Genomic DNA, 23,814 nt, shown 5'->3' with positions numbered 1-23,814 from the left:
AAACGGTGGATCGACTGACTGGAAACCCTTTTTCTGAACGCCAGAATGGCTTTCAGAAAACGGGTTTTAGCCCATTAGAGCGCCACGCGTCGGTACGACGCGTAAAGGCCGCTCTAATTTGAGAGTTTGCGCATGATCCTTTCTTCAAATCTATCCGATTTGAAGGGTTATGCGCTTGAAGGACCGCCGAAAGGCGGCGCACGATAAAGGCCGCAAGGCGTGAGCAAGCCGCAAGGCTATAGAACGAGGAGCGACGATGGCTCAGACCCATTCATTCAATGGTCGCAAGCGCGTACGCAAATTTTTCGGCAAGATCCCAGAGGTCGCCGAGATGCCGAACCTTATCGAGGTTCAGAAGGCATCTTACGACCAGTTCCTAATGGTTGAAGAACCATCCGGTGGGCGTCCTGACGAGGGTTTGCAGGCGGTTTTCAAGTCTGTTTTCCCTATCCAGGATTTCTCCGGCGCTTCCATGCTCGAATTCGTCCGTTACGAATTCGATCCACCGAAGTTCGACGTTGACGAATGCCGTCAGCGCGACCTGACCTATTCCGCGCCGCTCAAGGTGACGCTGCGTCTTATCGTATTCGATATTGACGAAGATACCGGCGCGAAGTCCATCAAGGACATCAAGGAGCAGGACGTGTACATGGGCGATATGCCGCTCATGACCGACAACGGCACCTTCATCGTCAACGGTACGGAGCGCGTGATCGTTTCGCAGATGCACCGTTCGCCGGGCGTCTTCTTCGATCATGACAAGGGCAAGACCCATTCTTCGGGCAAGCTCCTGTTCGCTGCTCGCGTCATTCCTTACCGTGGTTCCTGGCTCGACATCGAGTTCGATTCCAAGGACATCGTCTACGCGCGTATCGACCGTCGCCGCAAGCTGCCGGCAACGACGCTGCTCATGGCGCTCGGCATGGACGGCGAAGAGATTCTGTCGACCTTCTACAAGACCGTCACCTATTCGCGTGATGGCGACAACTGGCGCATTCCGTATTCGGCCGAACGCTTCAAGGGCATGAAGATCATTTCTGATCTCATCGACGCGGATACGGGCGAAGTTGTTCTGGAAGCCGGCAAGAAGCTCACGGCCCGTTCGGCCAAGCAGCTCGCTGAAAAGGGTCTGAAGGCCATCAAGGCCACTGAAGACGACCTGTTCGGCGCTTATCTGGCGGAAGACGTCGTCAATTACGCAACCGGCGAGATCTATCTCGAAGCTGGCGACGAAATCGACGAGAAGGTCCTCAAGACGCTGCTCGACACCGGTGAAACCGAGATCAACATCCTGGACATCGATCATATCAACATCGGCGGTTACATCCGTAACACGCTGGCTGTCGATAAGAACGAAAGCCGTCAGGATGCACTGTTCGACATCTATCGCGTGATGCGTCCGGGCGAACCGCCTACGATGGATTCCGCCGAAGCGATGTTCAACTCGCTGTTCTTCGATGCAGAACGTTACGACCTTTCGGCCGTCGGTCGCGTCAAGATGAACATGCGTCTGGACCTTGATGCGGAAGACACCGTGCGCGTGCTGCGCAAGGAAGACATCCTGGCCGTGGTCAAGATGCTGGTCGAACTGCGTGACGGTCGTGGCGAAATCGACGACATCGACAATCTCGGCAACCGCCGCGTGCGTTCGGTCGGCGAGCTGATGGAAAATCAGTACCGCGTCGGTCTGCTCCGCATGGAGCGCGCGATCAAGGAACGTATGTCCTCGATCGAAATCGACACGGTCATGCCGCAGGATCTCATCAACGCGAAGCCCGCAGCGGCTGCCGTTCGTGAATTCTTCGGTTCGTCGCAGCTGTCGCAGTTCATGGATCAGACCAATCCGCTTTCGGAAATCACCCACAAGCGCCGTCTTTCGGCTCTTGGACCGGGCGGTTTGACCCGTGAGCGCGCTGGCTTCGAAGTCCGCGACGTGCATCCGACCCACTATGGCCGTATCTGCCCGATTGAAACGCCGGAAGGCCCGAATATTGGTCTGATCAACTCGCTTGCAACCTTTGCCCGCGTCAACAAGTACGGCTTCATCGAGAGCCCGTACCGTAAGGTGATCGACGGCAAGGTAACGAACGACGTTGTCTATCTGTCGGCCATGGAAGAAGCCAAGCACTCGGTTGCCCAGGCAAACGTGGAGCTGGACGAGCAGGGCGGTTTTGTTGACGAATTCGTCATCTGCCGTCATGCCGGCGAAGTGATGATGGCCCCACGTGAAAACGTGGACCTGATGGACGTTTCGCCGAAGCAGCTCGTTTCGGTTGCAGCAGCGCTCATTCCGTTCCTTGAAAACGACGACGCCAACCGTGCTCTCATGGGCTCGAACATGCAGCGTCAGGCTGTGCCGCTCGTTCGCGCTGAAGCGCCGTTCGTCGGTACGGGTATGGAACCGATTGTGGCTCGCGACTCTGGTGCAGCAATTGCAGCGCGTCGTGGCGGTATTGTCGATCAGGTCGATGCGACCCGTATCGTTATCCGCGCTACGGAAGATCTCGATCCGTCCAAGTCGGGCGTCGATATCTATCGTCTGCAGAAGTTCCAGCGTTCGAACCAGTCGACCTGTATCAACCAGCGTCCGCTCGTTCGCGTCGGCGATCCGATCGGCAAGGGCGACATCATCGCTGACGGTCCGTCGACCGATCTCGGCGATCTGGCTCTCGGCCGTAACGTGCTCGTCGCGTTCATGCCGTGGAATGGTTACAACTACGAAGATTCGATCCTTCTCTCGGAAAAGATCGTTTCGGACGACGTGTTCACCTCGATCCATATCGAGGAATTCGAAGTTGCCGCCCGTGACACCAAGCTTGGACCTGAGGAAATCACCCGCGATATTCCGAACGTTTCGGAAGAAGCGCTGAAGAACCTCGACGAAGCCGGTATCGTCTACATCGGTGCTGAAGTGCATCCTGGCGACATTCTTGTCGGCAAGATCACGCCGAAGGGCGAAAGCCCGATGACGCCGGAAGAAAAGCTTCTGCGCGCCATCTTCGGTGAAAAGGCGTCCGACGTTCGTGACACCTCCATGCGTATGCCGCCCGGAACCTACGGTACGGTTGTGGAAGTTCGCGTTTTCAATCGCCACGGCGTTGAAAAGGACGAACGCGCCATGGCTATCGAGCGCGAGGAAATCGAGCGTCTCGCCAAGGACCGTGACGACGAACAGGCTATCCTGGACCGTAACGTCTATGGCCGTCTGGCCGACATGATCGATGGCAAGGTTGCCGCTGCCGGCCCGAAGGGCTTCAAGAAGGGCACGACGATCAGCCGCGAGCTCATGACCGAGTATCCGCGTTCGCAGTGGTGGCAGTTTGCCGTTGAAGACGAAAAGCTTCAGGGCGAGTTGGAAGCGCTGCGTGGCCAGTACGACGAATCCAAGAAGCTGCTCGAAGCACGCTTCATGGACAAGGTCGAAAAGGTACAGCGCGGCGACGAGATGCCTCCAGGCGTCATGAAGATGGTCAAGGTCTTTGTCGCTGTGAAGCGCAAGATCCAGCCAGGCGACAAGATGGCTGGCCGTCACGGCAACAAGGGCGTGGTTTCGCGCATTCTGCCAGTCGAGGACATGCCGTTCCTCGAAGATGGTACGCATGCCGACATCGTGTTGAACCCGCTTGGCGTTCCGAGCCGTATGAATGTGGGCCAGATTCTGGAAACCCACCTCGGCTGGGCATGCGCTGGCATGGGCAAGAAGATCGGTGAGCTTCTCGACGTTTACCGCAAGACGGCCAATATTGAGCCGCTGCGCGAGACGCTGGAGCACATCTATCCGGACAACGACCGCAACGAACCGATCCGGTCTTATGACAACGATTCCGTTGTCATGCTGGCTAATCAGGTGAAGCGCGGCGTGTCGATCGCAACCCCGGTCTTCGACGGTGCCGTCGAAGCCGACATCAATGCGATGCTGACGGATGCCGGTCTTGCGACCTCGGGTCAGTCGACGCTTTACGATGGACGTACGGGTGAGCCGTTCGACCGTCAGGTGACCATGGGCTACATCTATATGTTGAAGCTCCACCACCTGGTCGACGACAAGATCCACGCACGTTCGATCGGACCTTACTCGCTCGTTACGCAGCAGCCTCTGGGCGGCAAGGCCCAGTTCGGTGGCCAGCGCTTCGGCGAAATGGAGGTCTGGGCACTGGAAGCATATGGTGCGGCTTACACGCTGCAGGAAATGCTTACGGTCAAGTCGGACGACGTGGCAGGCCGTACCAAGGTCTACGAAGCCATCGTGCGCGGAGACGACACGTTCGAAGCGGGCATTCCAGAGAGCTTCAACGTTCTCGTCAAGGAAATGCGCTCGCTCGGCCTCAATGTCGAACTCGACGACACGCGTGATGCTGAACAGCCGGCCCTGCCGGACGCTGCAGAGTAAAAATATCGAGGCGCGCCATGGTCTTGCCGTGGCGCGCTCGTATATTCGTTTCATCAGAGTGGTTTTCTGAGCCGCTGGAGGGAACGAGACTACGGCAAGCCAGTTCAAAAACTGAGTAGTACCGCGATTTCTTTTCCAGATGGCAGGGATTTTCAGCCTGTCATCGACGACACACAGGGCGGCGGATCGCCCTTAAGGAGAACGGCATGAACCAAGAGGTCATGAATCTTTTCAATCCTCAGGCTCCAGCGCAAACGTTCGATTCCATCAGAATCTCGATCGCCAGCCCTGAGAAGATTCTGTCCTGGTCATACGGCGAGATCAAGAAGCCGGAGACGATCAACTACCGCACGTTCAAGCCAGAACGCGATGGTCTCTTCTGCGCGCGCATCTTCGGCCCGATCAAGGACTATGAATGCTTGTGCGGCAAGTACAAGCGTATGAAATACAAAGGCATCATCTGCGAAAAATGCGGTGTGGAAGTCACGCTCTCTCGCGTTCGTCGCGAGCGTATGGGCCATATCGAACTCGCAGCTCCGGTTGCTCACATCTGGTTTTTGAAGTCGCTGCCGAGCCGTATCGGCACGCTGCTGGACATGACGCTCAAGGATATCGAGCGCGTCCTGTATTTCGAAAACTACATCGTGACCGAACCGGGCCTGACCTCGCTGAAGGAGCATCAGCTTCTTTCGGAAGAGGAATACATGATCGCCGTCGATGAATTCGGCGAAGATCAGTTCACGGCTCTTATTGGTGCAGAAGCTATCTACGAGCTTCTGGCTTCGATGGAACTCGAAAAGATTGCCGCCGATCTGCGCGTCGATCTGGCCGAGACCACCTCGGACCTGAAGCAGAAGAAGCTGATGAAGCGTCTGAAGATCGTCGAAAACTTTCTGGAGTCGGGAAACCGTCCGGAATGGATGATCATGAAGATCGTGCCGGTCATCCCGCCGGATCTGCGTCCGCTCGTGCCGCTGGACGGCGGTCGTTTCGCGACGTCGGATCTGAACGATCTGTACCGCCGCGTCATCAACCGTAACAACCGTCTGAAGCGTCTGATCGAACTGCGCGCACCGGGCATCATCATCCGTAACGAAAAGCGCATGCTGCAGGAAGCTGTGGACGCGCTGTTCGACAACGGTCGTCGTGGCCGCGTGATTACGGGCGCCAATAAGCGTCCGCTGAAGTCGCTGTCCGACATGCTCAAGGGCAAGCAGGGTCGCTTCCGTCAGAACCTGCTCGGCAAGCGCGTCGACTATTCTGGCCGTTCGGTTATCGTGACCGGTCCAGAACTGAAGCTGCACCAGTGCGGTCTGCCGAAGAAGATGGCGCTCGAACTGTTCAAGCCGTTCATCTACGCTCGCCTTGACGCCAAGGGCTATTCGTCCACCGTCAAGCAGGCGAAGAAGCTGGTTGAAAAGGAACGTCCGGAAGTCTGGGATATCCTTGACGAAGTGATCCGTGAGCATCCGGTTCTTTTGAACCGCGCTCCGACGCTGCACCGTCTCGGCATCCAGGCCTTCGAACCCACTCTGATCGAAGGCAAGGCAATCCAGCTGCATCCGCTCGTTTGTACGGCTTTCAACGCCGACTTCGACGGTGACCAGATGGCTGTTCACGTGCCGCTGTCGCTTGAAGCCCAGCTTGAAGCACGCGTGCTGATGATGTCGACCAACAACATCCTGCACCCGGCCAACGGCGCGCCGATCATCGTTCCTTCGCAGGACATGGTTCTCGGCCTCTATTATCTGTCCATCGTGGCAGACAAGGAGCCGGGCGAGGGCATGATGTTTGCCGATATGGGCGAACTTCAGCACGCTCTGGAAACCAAGGTCGTCACGCTGCACACCAAGATCAAGGGTCGTTTCAAGACGGTCGATGCCGAAGGCAAGCCTGTGTCGAAGATTTACGACACGACGCCTGGCCGCATGATCACGGGTGAACTGCTGCCGAAGAACGCCAATGTGCCGTTCGATATCTGCAATCAGGAGATGACCAAGAAGAACATCTCCAAGATGATCGACCACGTCTACCGCCATTGCGGTCAGAAAGAGACGGTTATCTTCTGCGATCGCATCATGCAGCTCGGCTTTGCCCATGCCTGCCGTGCGGGTATCTCGTTCGGTAAGGATGACATGGTCATTCCGGACACCAAGGCGAAGATCGTTGCGGACACCGAAGCGCTCACGACCGAATACGAACAGCAGTACAATGACGGCCTGATCACTCAGGGCGAAAAGTACAACAAGGTCGTCGACGCCTGGGGCAAGGCAACCGATAAGATCACCGAAGAGATGATGGCGCGCCTGAAGGCCGTCGAATTCGATCCGGTGACCGGTCGCCAGAAGCAGATGAACTCGGTCTACATGATGTCGCATTCGGGTGCCCGTGGTTCGGTCAACCAGATGCGTCAGCTTGGCGGTATGCGCGGCCTGATGGCCAAGCCGTCAGGTGAAATCATCGAAACCCCGATCATCTCGAACTTCAAGGAAGGCCTTACCGTTAACGAGTACTTCAACTCGACCCACGGTGCCCGTAAGGGTCTGGCAGACACCGCCTTGAAGACGGCTAACTCGGGCTACCTGACCCGTCGTCTCGTTGACGTTGCACAGGATGCGATCATTTCGGAAGTCGATTGCGGCGCCGAAATCGGTCTCACCATGCAGCCGATCGTCGATGCCGGCCAGATCGTGGCTTCGATTGGTCAGCGCGTTCTGGGCCGAACGGCTCTTGATCCGATCCTGCATCCGGCAACCGGCGAAGTCATCGTCGAAGCTGGCCGCATGATCGAGGAAAAGGACGTCGAGATCATCGAGAAGGCTGGTATCCAGTCGATCCGCATCCGTTCGGCACTGACCTGCGAAACCCGTAACGGCGTTTGCGCCAAGTGCTACGGTCGCGACCTCGCACGCGGTACTCCGGTCAACCAGGGCGAAGCTGTCGGCGTGATCGCCGCTCAGTCGATTGGCGAGCCGGGCACCCAGCTCACCATGCGTACCTTCCACTTGGGCGGCACGGCACAGGTTGTCGACTCGTCCTATCTGGAAGCTTCGTATGAAGGCACCGTCAAGCTGCGCAACCGCAATGTGGTTCGCAACTCCGATGGCAACCTCGTAGTGATGGGCCGTAACATGGCTGTGCTGATCCTCGACAACACGGGCAAGGAACGTGCGGTCCATCGCGTGACCTACGGTTCGCGTCTGTTCGTTGACGAGGCCGACACGGTCAAGCGCGGTCAGCGTATTGCCGAGTGGGATCCGTATACCCGTCCGATCATGACCGAAGTTGAAGGCTACGTTGAGTTCGAAGATCTCGTCGATGGTCTTTCGGTTTCGGAATCGGCTGACGAGTCGACCGGTATCACCAAGCGCGTCGTTATCGACTGGCGTTCGACCCCGCGCGGTTCGGATCTCAAGCCTGCCATGGTCATCAAGGACAAGGCCGGCAAGATCCTCAAGCTGTCGAAGGGTGGTGATGCCCGCTTCATGCTCTCGGTGGAATCGATCCTTTCGGTCGAACCGGGCGCGCATGTGAAGGCTGGTGACGTTATCGCCCGTCTGCCGATGGAAAGCGCCAAGACCAAGGACATCACCGGTGGTCTGCCGCGCGTTGCCGAACTGTTCGAAGCACGTCGTCCGAAGGACCATGCCGTCATCGCAGAGATCGATGGTACTGTTCGTTTCGGTCGCGACTACAAGAACAAGCGTCGCATCATCATCGAGCCGAACGACGACACGGTCGAGCCGGTCGAGTACCTCATTCCGAAGGGCAAGCCGTTCCATCTTCAGGACGGTGACGTCATCGAAAAGGGTGAGTACATCCTCGACGGCAACCCGGCACCGCATGACATTCTGGCGATCAAGGGCGTCGAAGCTCTGGCTTCGTACCTCGTGAACGAAATCCAGGAAGTCTATCGTTTGCAGGGCGTTTTGATCAACGACAAGCACATCGAAGTGATTGTCCGTCAGATGCTGCAGAAGGTCGAGATCACCGAATCCGGCGATACCGGTTACATCACCGGCGATCACGTGGATCGTATCGAACTCGACGAGATCAACGAACGTCTGGTCGAAGAAGGCAAGAAGCCGGGTTACGGCAATCCTGTCCTCCTCGGCATCACCAAGGCTTCGTTGCAGACTCCGTCCTTCATCTCGGCTGCGTCGTTCCAGGAAACGACCCGCGTGCTTACCGAAGCTGCGGTTGCCGGCAAGATGGACACGCTGCAGGGGCTCAAGGAAAACGTCATCGTCGGCCGTCTTATCCCGGCCGGTACTGGCGGCATGACCAACCAGATCCGTCGTATCGCGACAGCTCGCGACGAGCTGATCATCGACGAGCGCCGCAAGTCTTCCGGTTCGTCGGAAGCCAATGCGATGCTGGTGGACATGACCAACAACGCTGCCGAGTAATCGGTAGATACAAAACTGAAAAGGCCGCCCTTCGAGGCGGCCTTTTTGTTTGTCCCTTTGAGCAGGAGATGGGGCGCTATGAAAGCAAAAGAAAAAGGCGCATCCGGTTTTCGGAATGCGCCTTGTTCACGGAAGCATTTTCCGCGGAGTGCTTCGCACCCGTACCGGAAACGCTTTCGCTAAATCTTACTCTTCTTCTTCGTCGTCGCCGTCAAATTCGATCAGCGCGACTTCACCGCTCAGAGCGGTTGCCCATGCACTTTTGTGCGGCTCTTCAGCAGGCTCTTCGGTGAGGGTGCCCATCTCAAGAAGTTCGGCTTCATGATAACCTTCCTCAGCGAGAATGCCGAGAACGGTCTGAACCAGATCTTCGTCTTCGTCCGCCTTCAAGAGCAGATGCACTTCGACGGGGGATTCTTCACCCTCGTTCCAGACGTCGGCGATGACCAGGTGGACGGTTGGCGAATCGTCGCCGGTGGATGCAGTGGTGGAAGACATTGAGAATCTCTTAATATTGGGTTGCGTTTCGACTCGGATGTGTTTCAATAACGGCTCACGGGCGCCAACACCATGGTGCCACGTGAAAATGACGGTTTTGATCGCGAAATAAGTGCGATTTCGCGCCGATTACAGCGCAATAACCTGTCCGGCGAAGGCCGAAACGCCGGTTTCCTGCCCTTTGGCGAAGAAACTTGGCCCAACTCCCTTGACGAAACGTCGCTAAAGACGTATCAGCAGCCCATCTGAGCCGATGTGAGGCAGGCTTGTTCGGGACGACGCGTCCTGAAGTTCGTCTCAAACAGGGTTCGTTTTACGATCGAAATGCAATTTGCCGTTCGCATGAAGCGTCAGCTTCCTCTGCTTTTGTTCGGGGTGGTCACCGGTTGTCGTGACTTGTCCCGAATTCGTGCATCAGCATGGCGGTGAAACGGCCCATATGGGCGTGGATACGAGATTTTTTATAGAGGAAGGTTGTATGCCAACCGTAAACCAGCTTATCCGCAAGCCGCGCATTGCGCCGGTAAAGCGCAATAAGGTTCCTGCACTGCAGGCAAACCCTCAAAAGCGCGGCGTTTGCACCCGCGTGTATACGACGACCCCGAAGAAGCCGAACTCGGCTCTCCGTAAGGTTGCCAAGGTTCGTCTGACGAACGGCTTCGAAGTTATCGGTTATATCCCTGGTGAAGGGCATAACCTGCAGGAGCACTCGGTCGTCATGATCCGCGGCGGTCGTGTAAAGGACTTGCCGGGTGTGCGTTACCACATCATCCGCGGCGTTCTCGATACCCAGGGTGTCAAGAACCGCAAGCAGCGCCGTTCGAAGTACGGTGCAAAGCGTCCGAAGTAAGATTTTCCGGGGATACCGGCCGCCAGAAGGCGAGCTGAGCCCGATGTAATTGAAAGAAGAGACGAAATGTCCAGACGCCATAAGGCTGAGAAGCGTGAGATTAATCCGGATCCAAAGTTCGGCGATCTCGTTATCACGAAGTTTATGAATGCAGTCATGCTGCATGGCAAGAAGTCGGTTGCTGAAAGCATCGTTTACGGTGCGCTCGATTCAATCGAAGCCAAGGCGAAGTCCGAGCCGGTCGCGCTGTTCCATCAGGCGCTCGACAACGTAGCTCCGCACATCGAAGTCCGTTCGCGCCGCGTTGGTGGTGCAACCTATCAGGTTCCGGTCGATGTGCGTCCAGAACGCCGCCAGGCGCTTGCCATCCGTTGGCTCATTAATGCTGCTCGTGGCCGTAACGAGACGACAATGATTGATCGTCTGTCCGGTGAGCTGCTTGATGCTGCTAACAACCGTGGTTCTGCTGTGAAGAAGCGTGAAGACACGCATCGCATGGCTGAAGCCAACCGCGCCTTCTCGCATTACCGCTGGTAATCGTCGAAACCTATTCAAAGAGCGACTATCATGGCCCGCGAATACAAAATCGAAGACTACCGCAATTTCGGTATCATGGCTCACATCGACGCCGGTAAGACGACGATGACCGAGCGCATCCTGTTCTATACCGGTAAGAACCATAAGATCGGCGAAACCCACGATGGTGCGTCGACCATGGACTGGATGGAGCAGGAACAGGAACGCGGTATCACCATCACGTCCGCTGCTACGACCACGTTCTGGCAGGGCCGGGATGGCAAGAAGCGCCGCTTCAACATCATCGACACTCCGGGCCACGTCGACTTCACGATTGAAGTTGAACGTTCGCTCCGCGTTCTCGACGGCGCGATCGCGCTGCTCGACGCCAACGCTGGCGTTGAGCCTCAGACGGAAACCGTGTGGCGTCAGGCTGAAAAGTACCACGTCCCCCGTATGGTCTTCGTCAACAAGATGGACAAGATCGGTGCTGACTTCTACCGTTGCGTAGAAATGGTTGGCTCGCGTCTTGGCGCTGTTGCACTTCCGGTTCAGCTGCCGATCGGCGCTGAAAACGAGTTCACCGGCGTTATCGACCTGATCGAAATGAAGGCCCTGACCTGGGATGGCACCATCGGCGCAGCTGCCGAAGTTGGCGAAATTCCTGCAGACCTCAAGGACAAGGCTGAAGAATACCGCGAAAAGCTCATCGAGCTGGCCGTGGAAATCGACGAAGCCGCGATGGAAGCATATCTGGAAGGCACCATGCCGACCAATGATGAGCTGCGCGCGCTGATCCGCAAGGGCACGATCGACGTCAAGTTCCATCCGATCCTCTGCGGTACCGCATTCAAGAACCGTGGCGTTCAGCCGCTTCTTGACGCTGTTGTCGAGTTCCTGCCGGCTCCGACCGACGTTCCTGCCATCAAGGGCATTGACGTCAAGACGGAAACCGAAACGACCCGCGAATCTTCGGATGAAGCTCCGCTGTCGATGCTTGCGTTCAAGATCATGAACGACCCGTTCGTCGGTTCGCTCACCTTTGCTCGTATCTACTCTGGCAAGCTGACCAAGGGCGTTTCGCTGGAAAACACCGTCAAGGGCAAGCGTGAGCGTATCGGCCGTATGCTGCAGATGCACTCGAACAGCCGTGAAGACATCGAAGAAGCCTTTGCTGGCGACATCGTTGCTCTGGCTGGCCTCAAGGAAACCACCACTGGCGATACGCTCTGCGATCCGCTGAAGCCGGTTATCCTTGAACGCATGGAATTCCCGGATCCGGTTATCGAAATCGCGATCGAGCCGAAGACCAAGGCCGACCAGGAAAAGATGGGCATCGCGCTCAATCGTCTGGCAGCTGAAGATCCTTCGTTCCGCGTAAAGTCGGATGAAGAATCCGGTCAGACCATCATCGCCGGCATGGGCGAACTTCACCTCGACATTCTCGTCGATCGCATGAAGCGCGAATTCAAGGTTGAAGCCAACGTCGGTGCTCCGCAGGTTGCTTACCGTGAATCGATCACCCGTCAGGCTGAAATCGATTACACCCACAAGAAGCAGTCGGGTGGTTCGGGTCAGTTCGCTCGCGTGAAGATCATCTTCGAACCGCATGATGGCGACGATTTCATCTTCGAATCGAAGATCGTCGGCGGATCGGTTCCGAAGGAATACATTCCGGGTGTCCAGAAGGGTATCGAAAGCGTCATGGGTGCGGGTCCGCTCGCCGGCTTCCCGATGCTCGGCGTGAAGGCCACCCTGATCGACGGCGCGTACCATGACGTTGACTCGTCTGTTCTCGCCTTCGAAATCGCGTCCCGTGCAGCGTTCCGTGAAGGTGCGCAGAAGGCTGGCGCTCAACTCCTCGAGCCGATCATGAAGGTCGAGGTTGTTACGCCGGAAGATTACGTTGGTGACGTTATCGGCGATCTGAACTCGCGTCGCGGTCAGATTTCCGGCACCGAAGCCCGCGGCATCGCCACGGTCGTCAATGCAAACGTTCCGCTGGCCAACATGTTTGGCTACGTGAATTCGCTGCGTTCGATGTCCCAGGGCCGTGCACAGTACACGATGCAGTTCGACCATTATGAGCCGGTTCCGACGGCGGTCGCACAGGAAATCCAAAAGAAGTTTGCGTAATCGGAGCGCATGTCTCCCGGAAGTGGATACCGGTTCCGGGAGAAAGACATGCGTAATCTGAAGGTTACGCTCCCAATCAAAAGAATGCCTGAGCAGGCTAAATTTACGGAGAGCTCAAATGGCAAAGAGTAAGTTTGAACGTACGAAGCCCCACGTTAACATCGGCACCATCGGTCACGTTGACCATGGCAAGACCTCGCTGACTGCAGCGATCACGAAGTTCTTCGGTGAATTCAAGGCGTATGACCAGATCGACGCTGCACCGGAAGAACGCGCCCGCGGTATCACGATCTCGACGGCTCACGTTGAGTACGAAACTGCCAACCGTCACTACGCACACGTCGATTGCCCAGGCCACGCTGACTATGTGAAGAACATGATCACCGGCGCTGCACAGATGGACGGCGCGATCCTGGTTGTTTCGGCAGCTGACGGCCCGATGCCGCAGACCCGTGAGCACATCCTGCTCGCTCGTCAGGTTGGCGTTCCGGCAATCGTTGTGTTCCTGAACAAGTGCGACCAGGTTGACGACGCAGAACTGCTCGAACTGGTTGAACTGGAAGTGCGCGAACTTCTCTCGAAGTACGACTTCCCGGGCGACGAAGTTCCGATCATCAAGGGCTCGGCTCTTGCAGCTCTCGAAGATTCCTCGAAGGAACTCGGCGAAGACGCAATCCGCAACCTGATGGACGCTGTCGACAACTACATCCCGACCCCGGAACGTCCGGTTGACCAGCCGTTCCTGATGCCGATCGAAGACGTGTTCTCGATCTCGGGTCGCGGTACGGTTGTGACGGGTCGCGTTGAGCGCGGTATCGTCAAGGTCGGCGAAGAAGTTGAAATCGTCGGCATTAAGGCAACCTCGAAGACGACGGTTACCGGCGTTGAAATGTTCCGCAAGCTGCTCGATCAGGGCCAGGCTGGCGACAACATCGGTGCACTGGTTCGCGGCGTTGGCCGTGACGACGTTGAACGCGGTCAGGTTCTCTGCAAGCCGGGTTCGGTCAAGCCGCACACCAAGTTCAAGGCAGAAGCTTACATTCTGACCAAGGACGAAGGTGGTCGTCATACGCCGTTCTTCACCAACTACCGCCCGCAGTTCTACTTCCGTACGACTGACGTGACCGGTATTGTGACCCTGCCGGAAGGCACGGAAATGGTTATGCCTGGCGACAACGTTACCGTTGACGTTTCGCTGATCGTCCCGATCGCCATGGAAGAGAAGCTCCGCTTCGCTATCCGTGAAGGTGGCCGCACCGTCGGTGCAGGCATCGTCGCTTCGATCATCGAGTAATTAAGGTTTGTGCAGGAGCGTCTCTCCGGAGACGCTCCGCGTAACAAGGAACAGATGAAATGAACGGTCAAAATATCCGCATTCGCCTTAAGGCGTTTGATCATCGGATCCTTGACGCTTCGACGCGGGAAATCGTGTCGACTGCCAAGCGTACCGGTGCAAATGTGCGCGGACCGATCCCGCTTCCAACACGGATCGAGAAGTTCACGGTAAACCGGTCGCCGCACATCGACAAGAAGAGCCGCGAGCAGTTCGAGATGCGCACGCACAAGCGTCTTCTCGATATCGTTGACCCGACCCCGCAGACTGTTGACGCGCTGATGAAGCTCGATCTGTCCGCCGGTGTCGATGTCGAGATCAAGCTTTAATCGGCTTGAGGACGGAAGGAACGAACCCGATGCGTTCAGGTGTTATTGCACAGAAGCTGGGCATGACCCGCGTCTATAACGACGCCGGCGAGCATGTGCCGGTGACGGTTCTCCGCATGGAGAATTGCCACGTGGTAGCTCAGCGTACAGTTGAAAAGAATGGTTACACGGCTGTTCAGCTTGGCGTTGGTATCGCCAAGGTAAAGAACACGTCCAAGGCTATGCGCGGTCATTTCGCGAAGGCCGAGGTCGAGCCCAAGGCGAAGCTTGCGGAATTCCGCGTTTCTCCGGACAACCTCCTCGAAGTCGGCGCGGAAATCACCGCCGAACACTTCGTCGCCGGCCAGAAGGTCGACGTGACGGGTACTTCGATCGGTAAAGGTTTTGCCGGTGTTATGAAGCGTCACAATTTTGCTGGTCATCGCGCCTCCCACGGTAACTCCATTACCCACCGCGCTCACGGCTCGACCGGTCAGCGTCAAGACCCGGGTAAGGTGTTCAAGGGCAAGAAGATGGCTGGTCATATGGGCCAGACCCGCGTGACCACGCAGAATATTGAAGTTGTCTCGACGGACACTGATCGTGGCCTCATTCTGGTCCGCGGTGCGGTTCCGGGCTCCAAGGGCGCCTGGATCATCGTCCGCGACGCAGTCAAGGTCTCGCTGCCTGAGAACGCGCCGAAGCCGGCCGCTCTGCGTGCAGGTGCCGCCAAGGCTGAAGCCGCCGCGACTGAGGGAGCCGAATAATGGATCTCACGATTACAACTCTTGAAGGCAAGGATGCCGGCAAGGTCAAGCTGAACGAAGATATCTTCGGCCTCGACCCGCGTGACGACATTCTTCAGCGCGTTGTGCGCTGGCAGCTGGCTCGCCGCCAGCAGGGCTCCCATCAGGCTCAGGGCCGTGGCGACGTAAGCCGCACCGGCGCGAAGATGTACAAGCAGAAGGGTACGGGTCGCGCTCGTCACCATTCGGCTCGTGCTCCGCAGTTCCGCGGTGGTGGTCAGGCTCACGGACCAGTTGTCCGTAGCCATGAACACGACCTGCCGAAGAAGGTTCGCGCTCTTGGCCTGCGTCATGCTCTTTCCGCCAAGGCAAAGGCATCCGACCTGATCATCATCGATGATCTGGCGGCTTCCGAAGCCAAGACGAAGCAGCTTGTTTCTCAGTTCGCCAAGCTCGGTCTTGAAAATGCACTGCTCATCGGCGGCGCAGAGATCGACGTGAACTTCCAGCGTGCGGCTTCGAACATCCCGAACATCGACGTTCTGCCAGTGCAGGGCATCAATGTTTACGACATTCTTCGCCGTGGCAAGCTCGTGCTTTCCAAGGCGGCTGTCGAAGCCCTCGAGGAGCGTTTCAAATGACTGATCTTCGCCATTACGACGTGATCGTCAGCCCGGTTATCACCGAGAAGTCTACTCTGGTTTCTGAACACAACCAGGTCGTCTTCAACGTAGCCCGCAAGGCAACGAAGCCGGAAATCAAGGCTGCAGTCGAAGCGCTGTTCGGCGTCAAGGTTACCGCAGTCAACACTGCAGTGCGCAAGGGTAAGGTCAAGCGGTTCCGCGGCATTATCGGGCGCCAGAGCGACGTCAAGAAAGCGATCGTTACTTTGGCTGAAGGCCAGAGCATCGACGTTTCGACCGGTCTCTGAGAGGCCTTGGAGTAAGAAACAATGGCACTCAAGCATTTTAATCCGACCACGCCGAGCCAGCGTCAGCTGGTCATCGTGGATCGCTCGGAACTCTACAAGGGCAAGCCGGTCAAGTCCCTGACCGAAGGTCTGTCCAAGAAGGGTGGCCGTAACAACACCGGTCGTATCACTGTTCGCTTTCAGGGCGGTGGTCACAAGCGTTCGTACCGCTTCATCGATTTCAAGCGTCGCAAGCTTGACGTCGTGGGCACCGTCGAACGCCTGGAATACGATCCGAACCGCACCGCGTTCATCGCGCTGATCCGTTACGAAGACGGCGAACTCGCATACATCCTGGCTCCGCAGCGTCTTGCTGTCGGCGACAAGGTGATTGCTGGTAATTCCGTCGACGTTAAGCCGGGCAACGCAATGCCGCTTGCTTCGATGCCAGTTGGCACGATCGTCCACAACGTCGAACTGAAGCCTGGTAAGGGCGGTCAGATCGCACGTTCGGCTGGCACCTACGCCCAGCTCGTCGGTCGCGACCAGGGCATGGCGATCCTGCGCCTCAACTCTGGTGAACAGCGTCTGGTTTCCGGCGCCTGCTTCGCTTCGGTTGGTGCAGTTTCGAACCCGGATCACGGCAATATCAACGACGGCAAGGCCGGTCGTTCGGTATGGCGTGGCAAGCGTCCGCACGTTCGCGGTGTTGCAATGAACCCGGTCGATCACCCGCATGGTGGTGGTGAAGGTCGTACCTCGGGTGGTCGTCACCCTGTCACTCCGTGGGGCAAGCCTACGAAGGGCAAGAAGACGCGCTCGAACAAGGCGACTGACAAGTTCATCATGCGTTCGCGCCATCAGCGCAAGAAGTAAGAGAGGTAGTCTAAAGTGGCTCGTTCAGTTTGGAAAGGTCCGTTTGTCGACGGCTATCTTCTCAACAAGGCTGAGAAGGTACGCGAAGGCGGTCGTAACGAAGTTATCAAGATGTGGAGCCGCCGCTCCACCATCCTGCCGCAGTTTGTCGGTCTGACTTTCGGCGTCTACAACGGCAACAAGCATGTGCCGGTGTCGATTTCGGAAGAAATGGTCGGACACAAGTTCGGTGAATTCGCGCCTACGCGTACCTACTACGGTCACGGCGCGGACAAGAAGGCAAAGAGGAAGTAACGATGGGCAAGGCCAAGGCTCCCCGCCAGCTTAAGGATAACGAGGCGAAAGCCGTCGCCCGTACGCTCCGCGTCAGCCCGCAGAAGCTTAACCTTGTCGCGAGCATGATTCGCGGCAAGAAAGTGAATGCGGCACTTGCCGATCTGACGTTCTCGCGCAAGCGGATCGCCGATACGGTTAAGAAGACGCTAGAGTCGGCGATTGCAAACGCTGAAAATAATCACGACCTCGACGTCGATGCTTTGATCGTCGCCGAAGCCTATGTGGGCAAGTCGATCGTCATGAAGCGCTTCCACGTCCGTGGCCGTGGCCGCGCGAGCCGTATCGAGAAGCCGTTTTCGCATCTCACCATTGTTGTCCGCGAAGTCGCGGAAAAAGGGGAGGCCGCATAATGGGTCAGAAGATTAATCCGATCGGTCTTCGTCTCGGCATCAACCGCACCTGGGATTCGCGTTGGTACGCAAATACCGGTGAGTACGGCAAGCTGCTGCATGAAGATGTGAAGATCCGCGAGTTCCTCACCGAGGAACTCAAGCAGGCTGCGATTTCGAAGATCGTAATTGAGCGTCCGCACAAGAAGTGCCGCGTGACGATCCACTCGGCTCGTCCGGGCATCATCATCGGCAAGAAGGGTGCAGACATCGAAAAGCTCCGCAAGAAGCTTTCCGAGATGACCAATGCCGATACTTCGCTCAACATCGTTGAAGTTCGCAAGCCGGAAATCGACGCTACGCTGATCGCTCAGTCGATCGCTCAGCAGCTCGAACGCCGTGTGGCATTCCGTCGCGCCATGAAGCGTGCCGTTCAGTCGGCAATGCGTCTTGGAGCCGAAGGTATCCGTATCAACTGCTCGGGTCGTCTGGGTGGTGCGGAAATCGCTCGCATGGAATGGTACCGTGAAGGTCGCGTTCCGCTTCATACTCTGCGCGCCGATATTGACTACGGTACAGCAGAAGCGAAGACCGCTTATGGTATCTGCGGCGTGAAGGTCTGGGTCTTCAAGGGCGAGATCCTTGAACACGATCCGATGGCTTCCGAACGTCGTGCGGTCGAGGGTGACAATCAGGGTTCCTCGTCGAACCGCCGCCGCGAAAACGCTTAAAAAGCGGGCCGCGGGCGAGAAATTTGGAGTAGAGAACAATGATGCAGCCTAAGCGCACCAAGTTCCGCAAGCAGTTCAAGGGCCGTATCCACGGCAACTCGAAAGGCGGCACGGATCTGAATTTCGGTGCTTTCGGTCTGAAGGCTCTCGAGCCGGAACGCGTCACCGCACGTCAGATCGAAGCGGCTCGCCGCGCGATCACCCGTCACATGAAACGTGCCGGTCGCGTGTGGATCCGCATCTTCCCTGACCTGCCGGTAACTTCGAAGCCTACCGAAGTCCGTATGGGTAAAGGTAAGGGTTCGGTTGACTTCTGGGCATGCCGTGTGGCACCAGGTCGCGTGATGTTTGAGCTTGACGGCGTACCCGAAGATGTGGCACGCGAAGCCCTCAGACTCGGCGCAGCAAAGTTGCCGATCAAGACGCGCTTTATCCAGCGCATTGCTGAATAAGGAGAGGCAACGATGAAAGCCGCAGACGTTCGGGCGAAAAGCACCGATCAGATGAACGACGAGTTGGCCGCACTGAAGAAAGAACAGTTCAATCTGCGCTTTCAGAAGGCTACCGGCCAGCTCGAAAAGACCGCGCGCGTGAAGCAGGTTCGCCGCGACATCGCGCGTATTAAGACTATTGCCCGCCAGAAGGCGGCCGAAAGCAAGGCATAAGGAAAAAATATCATGCCTAAACGCGTTCTGCAGGGCGTTGTCGTCAGCGATAAGAACGACAAGACTGTTGTGGTTAAGGTTGAGCGTCGCTATTCGCATCCGCTCCTCCAGAAGACCGTGCGTCAGTCGAAGAAGTACAAGGCGCATGACGAAAACAACCAGTTCAAGGTTGGTGATTCCGTTTCCATTCAGGAATCGGCTCCGATCTCGAAGGACAAACGCTGGGTCGTTCTGACGAACGAAGCAGCGGGCTAAATTACAAACACGCAGCTTAGGTAGGGCAGGAGCCCTTAACCAGCTGAAGGAAAAGAAGGCGGCCAGTCATGATTCAGATGCAAACAAACCTCGACGTGGCGGATAACTCCGGCGCACGTCGTGTCATGTGCATCAAGGTGCTGGGCGGCTCGAAGCGGCGTTATGCTTCCGTTGGCGACATCATTGTGGTGTCGATCAAGGAAGCTATTCCGCGCGGCCGCGTCAAGAAGGGTGACGTGATGAAGGCGGTTGTTGTACGCACCGCCAAGGACATCCGTCGTCCGGACGGCAGCGTAATTCGTTTTGATAACAACGCAGCTGTTCTCATCGATAACAAGAAAGAGCCTATCGGCACGCGTATCTTCGGACCGGTTCCGCGCGAACTTCGCGCAAAGAACCACATGAAGATCATCTCGCTGGCTCCGGAAGTTCTGTAAGGAAGCACAACGATGCAAAAGATTCGCAAAGGCGACAGCGTTGTCGTGCTGTCCGGTAAGGACAAGGGCCGTAAGGGCGAGGTTCTTAAGGTTATGCCTAAGGACGAGCAGGCGCTCGTTCGTGGCATTAATATTGTGAAGCGTCATCAGCGCCAGACCCAGACCCAGGAAGCCGGCATTATCTCCAAGGAAGCGCCGATCCACCTGTCCAACCTGGCAATTGCTGATCCCAAGGATGGCAAGCCGACCCGCGTCGGTTTCCGCGTTGAGGACGGCAAGAAGGTTCGTGTCGCAAAACGTTCTGGAGCGCTGATCGATGGCTGAAGCTAAGGCACTTCCACGCTTCAAGAAGCTTTATCAGGATAATATCCGTAAAGCGCTCCTTGAAGAGTTCAAATACGACAACGAGATGCAGATTCCACGCATCACGAAGGTTGTCCTCAATATGGGCGTTGGCGAAGCCACCGGCGATTCGAAGAAGCCTTCGGTTGCCGCTGAAGACCTCAGCCAGATTGCCGGCCAGAAGGCCGTCATCACACGCGCCCGTAACTCGATCGCAACCTTCAAGTTGCGTGAAGGCATGCCGATTGGCACGAAGGTTACCCTTCGCCAGGACCGCATGTATGAATTCCTTGATCGTCTGGTGACGATCGCTCTTCCTCGCGTTCGCGACTTCCGCGGCCTGAACCCGAAGAGCTTCGACGGACGTGGCAACTACGCCATGGGCATCAAGGAGCACATCGTGTTCCCCGAAATCAACTACGATAAGGTTGATCAGATCTGGGGCATGGACATCATCGTTTGCACGACCGCCAAGACGGATGATGAAGCGCGCTCTCTTCTGCGTGCATTCAACTTCCCGTTTCGGCAGTAACGGCAAGCGTAGCGAGGTATAGATAACATGGCCAAGACTAGCGCAGTCGAAAAAAACAAGCGCCGCGAAAAGTTGGTTAAGCGTCATGCTGAAAAGCGTGCACGTCTGAAGGCGATCGTAATGGATCAGGGCCTTCCGCTGGAGGAGCGCTTCCGCGCCACTATCCGGCTTGCCGAACTGCCGCGCAATTCGTCGAAGGTTCGTATTCGCAATCGTTGCGAAGTATCGGGCCGTCCGCGTGGTTATTACCGTAAACTGAAGATGTCGCGTATTGCGCTGCGTCAGTTGGGTTCGCTCGGACAGATTCCGGGCGTCGTCAAGTCGAGCTGGTAAGGAGTAGCATATGTCTGTGTCAGATCCTCTCGGCGATATGCTGACCCGTATCCGCAACGCAGTAGGCCGCAAGAAGACCAAGGTTACGACCCCGGCTTCGAAGCTGCGCGCTCGCGTTCTCGATGTTCTTCAGTCTGAAGGTTACATCCGCGGATACTCGCAGAGCGAATTCGTGAACGGCAAGGCCGAGATCGAAATCGAGCTGAAGTATTATGAAGGTGTTCCGGTTATCCGTGAGATCAGCCGCGTATCGAAGCCTGGCCGTCGCGTTTATGTGTCGGTCAAGTCGATCCCGCAGGTTGCAAACGGCCTCGGCATCTCGATCCTCTCCACGCCGAAGGGCGTAATGGCGGATCATGAAGCCCGTGAACAAAACGTTGGTGGTGAGCTGCTCTGCCGCATCTTCTGATGCGGTTGACAGCGAACAGATAAAAGACAGGTATTAAAATGTCTCGTATCGGTAAAAAACCCGTGCCGGTCCCGGCAGGCGTGACCGCCAGTGTTGATGGGCAGATCGTCAAGGCCAAGGGCGCGAAGGGTGAACTCTCCTTCGTCGTGCACGATGAAGTTCTGGTCAAGATGGAAGACGGCGCTATCAGCGTCGATCCGCGCGACCAGTCGAAGGAAGCTCGTTCGAAGTGGGGCATGTCCCGCACGATGATCTCCAACATTTTTGTTGGCGTGAAGGACGGCTTCGAGAAGAAGCTCGAAATCAGCGGCGTCGGTTACCGCGCTGCCATGCAGGGCAAGAACCTGCAGCTTTCTCTCGGCTTCAGCCATGAAGTGGTCTATGACGTGCCTGCTGGCATCACTGTTGCCGTGCCGAAGCCGACGGAAATCGTCGTCACCGGTATCGACAAGCAGCAGGTCGGTCAGGTCGCGGCTGAGATCCGCGAATATCGCGGCCCCGAGCCTTACAAGGGCAAGGGCGTCAAGTATGCTGGCGAGAAGATCGTCCGCAAAGAAGGCAAGAAGAAGTAAGGGAAGCGCGTCATGGCATCGCCAAAAGAAACTTTGCAGCGTCGCGCTGCTCGCGTGCGCCGTCAGCTCAAGTCTGCCGCCAACGGCCGACCACGCCTCAGCGTACACCGCTCTTCGAAGAACATCTACGCCCAGATCATCGACGACGTCCGCGGCGTTACGCTTGCGGCCGCTTCGACCCTCGATGGCGACCTCAAGGGCAAGCTCAAGACCGGCGCAGACCAGGCAGCAGCAGCTGCCGTTGGCAAGCTGGTTGCTGAGCGCGCCGTCAAGGCTGGCGTTAAGGACGTAGTGTTCGACCGTGGTGCATTTATTTTCCACGGCCGCGTGAAGGCTCTCGCCGAAGCTGCCCGCGAAAGCGGCCTCAGCTTCTAATAGAAGTTTGTGCTTCCGGAAAAGAAAAAAGGAAATCAGGATATGGCACAGAGAGAACGTAACCGCGAAGACCGCGGTCGCGAGGAGCGCGACAGCGAGTTCGTTGACAAGCTCGTTCACATCAATCGCGTAGCCAAGGTCGTCAAGGGCGGCCGTCGCTTCGGTTTTGCTGCTCTCGTCGTCGTTGGCGATCAGAAGGGCCGCGTAGGCTTCGGTCATGGCAAGGCACGTGAAGTGCCGGAAGCTATCCGTAAGGCTACCGAAGCTGCCAAGCGCGACATGATCTTCGTTCCGCTGCGTTCGGGTCGTACTCTGCATCATGACGTCGAAGGCCGTCACGGTGCTGGCAAGGTTCTGCTCCGTGCAGCTCCTGCCGGTAAGGGTATCATCGCCGGTGGTCCGATGCGTGCAGTGTTCGAAACGCTCGGCGTTCAGGACGTTGTCGCCAAGTCGCTCGGTTCGTCGAACCCATACAACATGGTTCGCGCGACGTTTGATGCTCTCAAGCATCAGATGCATCCGAAGGATATCGCGGCACAGCGCGGCATCAAGTACTCGACCCTTCAGGCTCGCCGCCATGATGTGGTCGGTTCGGAAGAATAGCCGATAGTTTGTGTTAGTCCGGGGTCTGACAGTTTCTGCAAGAATTTGCATTCGACACTGAAACAGGCCACCGGATACGCCATAGACAAAGGATTTGAGTGATGGCTGAGAAGAAGGGTAAGACGGTTACGGTCGAACAGATCGGAAGCCCTATCCGTCGTCCAGCCGAACAGCGTGCAACGCTGATCGGCCTCGGACTTAATAAAATGCACCGCCGCCGCACGCTGGAGGATACTCCTTCGGTTCGTGGCATGATCGCCAAGGTTCAGCATCTCGTCCGCATCGTGGACGAGGCCTGATAACGCAGGGGATAGAGACATGAAACTCAACGATCTGCGTGACAAGCCAGGTTCCGTCAAGGCGCGCAAGCGCGTTGGCCGTGGTATCGGCTCGGGCACAGGTAAAACCGCTGGCCGCGGCGTCAAGGGTCAGAAGTCCCGTTCGGGCGTCTCGATCAATGGCTTCGAAGGCGGCCAGATGCCAATCTACCGTCGTCTGCCGAAGCGCGGCTTCACCAACATCTTTGCAAAGAGCTTCAACGTTGTGTCGCTCGGCCGTGTTCAGGCCGCTATCGACGCCGGCAAGCTGGACGCCAAGGCTGTTGTGAACCTCGAAGAGCTGAAGGCTGCTGGTGTGATTCGTCGCGCCAAGGACGGCGTTCGCATTCTTTCGGATGGCGAACTGAAGGCAAAGGTAACCTTTGAGGTTGCTGGCGCTTCCAAGTCGGCAGTCGAGAAGATCGAAAAGGCTGGCGGTAGCATTAAGCTTCCTGAAGTAGCAGCTGCCGAATAAGGCTTCTGCATCAAAATTATAAGCGGCGGCCCAGGGCAATTCCGGGAAAGATGCAGTGCATTTTTCCATTTGGAACTGCGATAAAAACTGGGCCGCCGCTTGCACATTTATGCCAATGCGCATATCTGGGT

General features: G+C 57.0%; 29 protein-coding genes. 28 read left to right on the top strand and 1 reads right to left on the bottom strand.

Annotated elements, in window-relative coordinates:
- The first annotated feature begins 256 nt into the window (after positions 1–256).
- Positions 257–4,390: a DNA-directed RNA polymerase subunit beta gene (gene rpoB / locus ABWW11_RS07965; RefSeq protein WP_109369234.1), complete on the top strand. Its 4,134-nt coding sequence runs from the start codon at positions 257–259 to the stop codon at positions 4,388–4,390.
- Between the two features lie 206 nt (positions 4,391–4,596).
- Positions 4,597–8,799, top strand: a complete 4,203-nt coding sequence (rpoC, locus tag ABWW11_RS07960; protein WP_109369233.1) for a DNA-directed RNA polymerase subunit beta' — start codon at positions 4,597–4,599, stop codon at positions 8,797–8,799.
- A 186-nt stretch (positions 8,800–8,985) separates the two neighbouring features.
- Here the strand turns inward: rpoC and ABWW11_RS07955 are convergent, their stop codons facing one another.
- Positions 8,986–9,297: a hypothetical protein gene (locus tag ABWW11_RS07955; RefSeq protein ID WP_109369232.1), complete on the bottom strand. Its 312-nt coding sequence runs from the start codon at positions 9,295–9,297 to the stop codon at positions 8,986–8,988.
- 72 nt (positions 9,298–9,369) lie between these two features.
- On the opposite strand from ABWW11_RS07955, the gene ABWW11_RS07950 reads away from it, so the two are divergent.
- The 26 genes from ABWW11_RS07950 (at position 9,370) to rplO (ending at position 23,683) form a co-directional block, all read left to right on the top strand.
- Positions 9,370–9,546: a hypothetical protein gene (locus tag ABWW11_RS07950; RefSeq protein ID WP_167836016.1), complete on the top strand. Its 177-nt coding sequence runs from the start codon at positions 9,370–9,372 to the stop codon at positions 9,544–9,546.
- Between the two features lie 229 nt (positions 9,547–9,775).
- Complete coding sequence (gene rpsL, locus ABWW11_RS07945) at positions 9,776–10,147, top strand: 30S ribosomal protein S12 (protein WP_006471111.1); 372 nt, start codon at positions 9,776–9,778, stop codon at positions 10,145–10,147.
- 66 nt (positions 10,148–10,213) lie between these two features.
- Positions 10,214–10,684, top strand: coding sequence for a 30S ribosomal protein S7 (rpsG, locus tag ABWW11_RS07940; RefSeq protein WP_109369231.1), 471 nt, complete (start codon positions 10,214–10,216; stop codon positions 10,682–10,684).
- Between the two features lie 30 nt (positions 10,685–10,714).
- Positions 10,715–12,799 (top strand): elongation factor G, encoded by a 2,085-nt coding sequence (fusA, locus tag ABWW11_RS07935; protein ID WP_109369230.1) that lies wholly within the window; start codon positions 10,715–10,717, stop codon positions 12,797–12,799.
- 118 nt (positions 12,800–12,917) lie between these two features.
- Positions 12,918–14,093: an elongation factor Tu gene (gene tuf, locus ABWW11_RS07930; RefSeq protein WP_109369229.1), complete on the top strand. Its 1,176-nt coding sequence runs from the start codon at positions 12,918–12,920 to the stop codon at positions 14,091–14,093.
- Positions 14,094–14,152: 59 nt separating this feature from the next.
- The gene (gene rpsJ, locus ABWW11_RS07925; RefSeq protein ID WP_002964363.1) at positions 14,153–14,461 is read left to right on the top strand and encodes a 30S ribosomal protein S10; all 309 of its coding nucleotides are present in this window, start codon (positions 14,153–14,155) and stop codon (positions 14,459–14,461) included.
- A 29-nt stretch (positions 14,462–14,490) separates the two neighbouring features.
- Positions 14,491–15,207, top strand: a complete 717-nt coding sequence (gene rplC, locus ABWW11_RS07920; protein WP_109369228.1) for a 50S ribosomal protein L3 — start codon at positions 14,491–14,493, stop codon at positions 15,205–15,207.
- Positions 15,207–15,827 carry a 50S ribosomal protein L4 gene (gene rplD, locus ABWW11_RS07915; protein ID WP_078340772.1) on the top strand — a complete coding sequence of 207 codons (621 nt, stop codon included), beginning with the start codon at positions 15,207–15,209 and terminating at the stop codon, positions 15,825–15,827. The genes rplC and rplD overlap by 1 nt, the downstream gene beginning before the upstream one ends.
- Positions 15,824–16,117 carry a 50S ribosomal protein L23 gene (locus ABWW11_RS07910; RefSeq protein WP_078340773.1) on the top strand — a complete coding sequence of 98 codons (294 nt, stop codon included), beginning with the start codon at positions 15,824–15,826 and terminating at the stop codon, positions 16,115–16,117. The genes rplD and ABWW11_RS07910 overlap by 4 nt, the downstream gene beginning before the upstream one ends.
- Before the next feature lie 21 nt (positions 16,118–16,138).
- On the top strand, positions 16,139–16,972 hold the full coding sequence (rplB, locus tag ABWW11_RS07905; RefSeq protein WP_109369227.1) for a 50S ribosomal protein L2: 834 nt from the start codon (positions 16,139–16,141) through the stop codon (positions 16,970–16,972).
- Positions 16,973–16,987: 15 nt separating this feature from the next.
- Entirely contained in the window at positions 16,988–17,266 is a 279-nt protein-coding gene (gene rpsS / locus ABWW11_RS07900) for a 30S ribosomal protein S19 (RefSeq protein WP_109369226.1), read from the top strand.
- A 2-nt stretch (positions 17,267–17,268) separates the two neighbouring features.
- On the top strand, positions 17,269–17,658 hold the full coding sequence (rplV, locus tag ABWW11_RS07895; RefSeq protein ID WP_109369225.1) for a 50S ribosomal protein L22: 390 nt from the start codon (positions 17,269–17,271) through the stop codon (positions 17,656–17,658).
- Entirely contained in the window at positions 17,658–18,368 is a 711-nt protein-coding gene (gene rpsC, locus ABWW11_RS07890) for a 30S ribosomal protein S3 (protein WP_006467024.1), read from the top strand. Before rplV ends, rpsC begins: the two co-directional genes overlap by 1 nt.
- Before the next feature lie 38 nt (positions 18,369–18,406).
- A complete protein-coding gene (gene rplP / locus ABWW11_RS07885) occupies positions 18,407–18,820 on the top strand; it encodes a 50S ribosomal protein L16 (protein WP_109369224.1) in 414 nt (137 codons plus the stop codon).
- A 12-nt stretch (positions 18,821–18,832) separates the two neighbouring features.
- Positions 18,833–19,033, top strand: coding sequence for a 50S ribosomal protein L29 (gene rpmC / locus ABWW11_RS07880; protein ID WP_078340776.1), 201 nt, complete (start codon positions 18,833–18,835; stop codon positions 19,031–19,033).
- Positions 19,034–19,045: 12 nt separating this feature from the next.
- Positions 19,046–19,288, top strand: coding sequence for a 30S ribosomal protein S17 (rpsQ, locus tag ABWW11_RS07875; RefSeq protein WP_109369223.1), 243 nt, complete (start codon positions 19,046–19,048; stop codon positions 19,286–19,288).
- A 68-nt stretch (positions 19,289–19,356) separates the two neighbouring features.
- Positions 19,357–19,725, top strand: a complete 369-nt coding sequence (rplN, locus tag ABWW11_RS07870; RefSeq protein WP_004683923.1) for a 50S ribosomal protein L14 — start codon at positions 19,357–19,359, stop codon at positions 19,723–19,725.
- A 12-nt stretch (positions 19,726–19,737) separates the two neighbouring features.
- Complete coding sequence (gene rplX, locus ABWW11_RS07865) at positions 19,738–20,049, top strand: 50S ribosomal protein L24 (RefSeq protein ID WP_006467020.1); 312 nt, start codon at positions 19,738–19,740, stop codon at positions 20,047–20,049.
- Positions 20,042–20,599: a 50S ribosomal protein L5 gene (rplE, locus tag ABWW11_RS07860; protein WP_109369222.1), complete on the top strand. Its 558-nt coding sequence runs from the start codon at positions 20,042–20,044 to the stop codon at positions 20,597–20,599. The genes rplX and rplE overlap by 8 nt, the downstream gene beginning before the upstream one ends.
- Before the next feature lie 27 nt (positions 20,600–20,626).
- Positions 20,627–20,932 (top strand): 30S ribosomal protein S14, encoded by a 306-nt coding sequence (gene rpsN, locus ABWW11_RS07855; RefSeq protein ID WP_109369221.1) that lies wholly within the window; start codon positions 20,627–20,629, stop codon positions 20,930–20,932.
- A gap of 10 nt (positions 20,933–20,942) precedes the next feature.
- Positions 20,943–21,341 carry a 30S ribosomal protein S8 gene (gene rpsH, locus ABWW11_RS07850; protein ID WP_078340781.1) on the top strand — a complete coding sequence of 133 codons (399 nt, stop codon included), beginning with the start codon at positions 20,943–20,945 and terminating at the stop codon, positions 21,339–21,341.
- 38 nt (positions 21,342–21,379) lie between these two features.
- Complete coding sequence (gene rplF, locus ABWW11_RS07845) at positions 21,380–21,913, top strand: 50S ribosomal protein L6 (protein WP_109369220.1); 534 nt, start codon at positions 21,380–21,382, stop codon at positions 21,911–21,913.
- Positions 21,914–21,925: 12 nt separating this feature from the next.
- Positions 21,926–22,288 carry a 50S ribosomal protein L18 gene (gene rplR, locus ABWW11_RS07840; RefSeq protein WP_078340783.1) on the top strand — a complete coding sequence of 121 codons (363 nt, stop codon included), beginning with the start codon at positions 21,926–21,928 and terminating at the stop codon, positions 22,286–22,288.
- A 42-nt stretch (positions 22,289–22,330) separates the two neighbouring features.
- A complete protein-coding gene (gene rpsE, locus ABWW11_RS07835; protein ID WP_006467009.1) occupies positions 22,331–22,891 on the top strand; it encodes a 30S ribosomal protein S5 in 561 nt (186 codons plus the stop codon).
- 101 nt (positions 22,892–22,992) lie between these two features.
- The gene (gene rpmD / locus ABWW11_RS07830; protein WP_078340784.1) at positions 22,993–23,190 is read left to right on the top strand and encodes a 50S ribosomal protein L30; all 198 of its coding nucleotides are present in this window, start codon (positions 22,993–22,995) and stop codon (positions 23,188–23,190) included.
- A gap of 19 nt (positions 23,191–23,209) precedes the next feature.
- On the top strand, positions 23,210–23,683 hold the full coding sequence (rplO, locus tag ABWW11_RS07825) for a 50S ribosomal protein L15 (protein ID WP_319080689.1): 474 nt from the start codon (positions 23,210–23,212) through the stop codon (positions 23,681–23,683).
- Positions 23,684–23,814 lie beyond the last annotated feature (131 nt).

Source organism: Brucella sp. NBRC 113783 (genome assembly GCF_040372265.1).
GTDB lineage: Bacteria > Pseudomonadota > Alphaproteobacteria > Rhizobiales > Rhizobiaceae > Brucella > Brucella teleogrylli.
The sequence above is the reverse complement of the archived record's forward strand: the minus strand, read 5'-3'. Positions and strand labels throughout refer to the sequence as shown.